4 protein-coding genes are annotated in these 3,132 nt (G+C 70.4%); all 4 read right to left on the bottom strand.

The features are described 5' to 3' along the window. On the bottom strand, positions 1 to 661 hold a 661-nt coding region (locus tag FDZ70_08470), incomplete at its 3' end, for a hypothetical protein (GenBank protein ID TLM72396.1). 17 nt (positions 662 to 678) lie between these two features. Beyond that, positions 679 to 1,581: a hypothetical protein gene (locus tag FDZ70_08465; GenBank protein ID TLM72395.1), complete on the bottom strand. Its 903-nt coding sequence runs from the start codon at positions 1,579 to 1,581 to the stop codon at positions 679 to 681. Positions 1,582 to 1,804: 223 nt separating this feature from the next. Further along, complete coding sequence (locus tag FDZ70_08460) at positions 1,805 to 2,182, bottom strand: DUF3343 domain-containing protein (protein TLM72394.1); 378 nt, start codon at positions 2,180 to 2,182, stop codon at positions 1,805 to 1,807. Continuing rightward, positions 2,053 to 3,132, bottom strand: a 1,080-nt coding sequence (locus FDZ70_08455) for an aminotransferase class V-fold PLP-dependent enzyme (GenBank protein ID TLM72393.1), incomplete at its 5' end; no start/stop codon positions are given. The genes FDZ70_08455 and FDZ70_08460, both read right to left, overlap by 130 nt.

Here is a 3,132-nt window from a genome sequence, read left to right as displayed (position 1 = left end):
CCTCGTAGCCGCGCCGGTGCAGCCGCAGCTGCGCATCACGGTTGTCCTCGAGGGGCTCGGTGTCGTGCGCGCCGTGGCAGTCGCCGCACAGAGGCTTCTCGCCTGCGGTCTGTGACGCGGCTGCGGAGGACGTTGCGGCAACTGACGAGGTGGCCGTGCCCGACGCGGTGGGGACGACCGAGGACGTACCCGTCTCGACCCGCGCCGCGCCTGTGGCCGCTCGACTGGCCATCGTGGTCCCTCGCGCTGCCGCCGCCTCAGCGGTGCCCGGCTTGACACTGATGCTGTGGACGCCGGCGCTGTACGCGGTGAACTGGTCCTGGTGGCAGTTCTTGCACGCCAGCTTCGCGTTGGCGCGCCAGTCCTGCGGACCCGACGTGTGCGGCGCCTTGAACGCGAAGTCCGTGTGGCAGCCGGTGCACATGATCTTGGCGTGAGCCGACGCGTCGAGAACGGCACCATCCACGTAGTAGCTGACGAAGCCGTCGCCCATCGGGCGGATGAGGTTGCGGTCGCCGTGGCAGACCATGCAGCCCGACTTGCCGGCCGTGGGCAGGGTGAACTCGAGGTCGTAGTCCTGAGCCCGAGCCACACCCGCCGACAGGGCCGCCACCGCGCCGAGGACGGCGAGCAGCAGCCTTATGCGCCGCGAGTGCTTCAAGTGTTCGGACGCGCCTCTCAGTCGGTGTGCGCCATCGCGGGCTGGGCGTCGTGCTCGTGCGGCTCCTCGTGCCCGTGCCCCTCGTCGCCGTGCTCGGCGTGCGGCTTGTCGAGGAACGCCAGCCCGAAGAAGTTCAGGAACGCCGGGAAGTCCTCGCTGACCGACAGGTACACGTGGATGGTCGTGAAGATGATGAACAGCCAGTTCAGCGTGTAGTGGACGACGCGCGTCCACGCGACGACCAGCGCCAGGTCGCCCACCGCCGCGCCGAGGTTCCAGCCGAGCATCGCCTGCGACAAGGTGTACGGCCCGCCGGGCAGGAAGCCGGTGAGCGGGACGTTCCAGAACTCGAGCAGGGCGAAGCCGGTCAGCGCCTGGAGCGCGAGCATCGGCGCGAAGGCGATGTAGACCGCCTTCTGCATGATGTTGTACTTGTCCAGGTGCGGCTTGCTCTTCTTGATGAACGCGTAGTAGAAGACGACGTTGAACAGGTTCTGGACGTCGCGCTTCGTGATCGCGAACTCCTTGTAGTCACGCCGCTTCGCGTAGAACGCGTACCACAACCTCCAGACGAGGTTGATGGTCACGATGATCATCGCGACGTAGTGGATGACCTGCAGGAAGTCCCGCGTCCAGGTCGCCTTGAGGAAGAAGTGGTCGACGAACCGGATGTACATGCCGGACAGGCCGAGCAGGATCATGCACGCGACGTGCTGGAAGTGAAGGTACTTCGGGAGGAACGGGATCGGCGGCCCCTCGTGGTGCGGCCATTCCCAGTACTTGAAGCGGCGCTTGAAGCGCCCCGTCAGGATGTTCCCGCCCAAGTGGACGACGAGCAGTGCGATCAGCACCACCGCCTCCAGGCTGAAGAACACGACGTCGAGCCATGTGTTGACGCTCGTCAGTACTATCGCCGACACCCCCTGTTCCCTGTCCGGGGCGCGACCGCGCACGGCGCCACCCCCAACGTCACTGCGTACCCCTGCACGTCCCTTGCGCTGCCGCCGGCGTCCCGGCGGCGTCCGCCCGCGTGCCGCCCTCACACGCCGGGAGCGGGCACGCGTCGATGAGGCGCGGACTCCGCCCGCACCTGCGGGTCAGGATACGAATCCGCCCGCGGAGGTGTCAAACGCCTGTTCGTGCTCACACGTCCTCGTATGTGGCCCGGGCGGACCAGTCGAGCGCAGCCCTGAGCAGGAGCATCTCGACCCGCTCGGCCTCCTCCGGATCCACCCGCAACGCGATGCCGCACAGCGCACCGAGGGACTTCGGCGTCGGCACCGGCACCACCTGCACACCCATGTCGCGCAGGAGCGCCTCGGCGTCGAGCGCGCGGTGGGTGGTCGCGAACCCGTACACGACGAACTCGCGCGGTGTGCGCGGGCCGGCTGTCACCCGACGGCCTCGGCGAGCGCCGCCAGCGCCAGATCGATCTGCTCGGGCGTGTTGCCCCACCCGATGCCGAACCTCACGGCGCCCGTGTCGAGTGTCCCGAGCGTGCGATGCGCCGCCGGGGCGCAGTGGAGCCCGGCGCGAACGGCGATCCCGTGTCCGCGGTCGAGCGTGAAGGCGATCTGGTCGGCGTCCATGCGCTCGTGTACCACCGACAGGACCGGCACGCGCTCGACCCCGGGAGCGGGTCCGAGCGCGCGGAAGCCGCCGATCGCGAGCACCCCCTCGTGCAGCCGGCGCACGAGGTCACACTCGAGCGCCCGCTGCGCGTCACCGGCGGAGGCGAGCAGGCGGGCGGCCGCGCCGAGCCCCGCGATACCGGGCGTGTTCGGAGTCCCCGCCTCGTAGCGGTCGGGACGCGCGACCGGCTGGGTCGGGAGTTCGGACGAACCGCCGCCGGTGCCGCCCTGCATGAGCTCCCGGGGCTCGCAGCCCGGCGCGAGGTGGAGCAGGCCGACGCCCTGCGGGCCGAGCAGGCCCTTGTGGCCCGACGCCGCGTACGCGTCAGCGCCGAGGGCCGTCAGGTCGACGGGTAGGTGCCCCGCGGCCTGCGCGCCGTCGACGATCGCGAACGCGTCCGCGGCGTGCGCGACGTCGACGACGTCGCCGACCGGCTGGATCGTCCCGGACACGTTGGACGCGTGCTGGCACACCACCGCCCTGGTGGGCAGCTCGCGCACCGCGGCCTCGACGGCGTCCACATCGATGAGTCCCGTCTCGTCGGCGCCGACCCAGACGACCTCGACGCCCGTGGCGGCCAGCGTGTTCAGCGGACGGACGACGGCGTTGTGCTCCATGGAACACGCGACCACCCGGTCGCCCGGCGCGAGCAGTCCGTGGAGCGCCACGTTGAGCGACTCGGTGGCCCCCGACGTGAACGCGAGGTCCGCGGCGTCGGCGACCCCGAGGAGCCTCGCGCATGCGGCGCGCGAGTCGTGTATGAGCCGGGCGGTCGCCATGGCGAGCGCGTACGCGCCACGTCCGGGGTTGCCGCCGTACGACGCTACAGCCTCACGGAC

Source organism: Actinomycetota bacterium (assembly GCA_005774595.1).
Taxonomy (GTDB): domain Bacteria; phylum Actinomycetota; class Coriobacteriia; order Anaerosomatales; family D1FN1-002; genus D1FN1-002.
The sequence above is the reverse complement of the archived record's forward strand: the minus strand, read 5'-3'. Positions and strand labels throughout refer to the sequence as shown.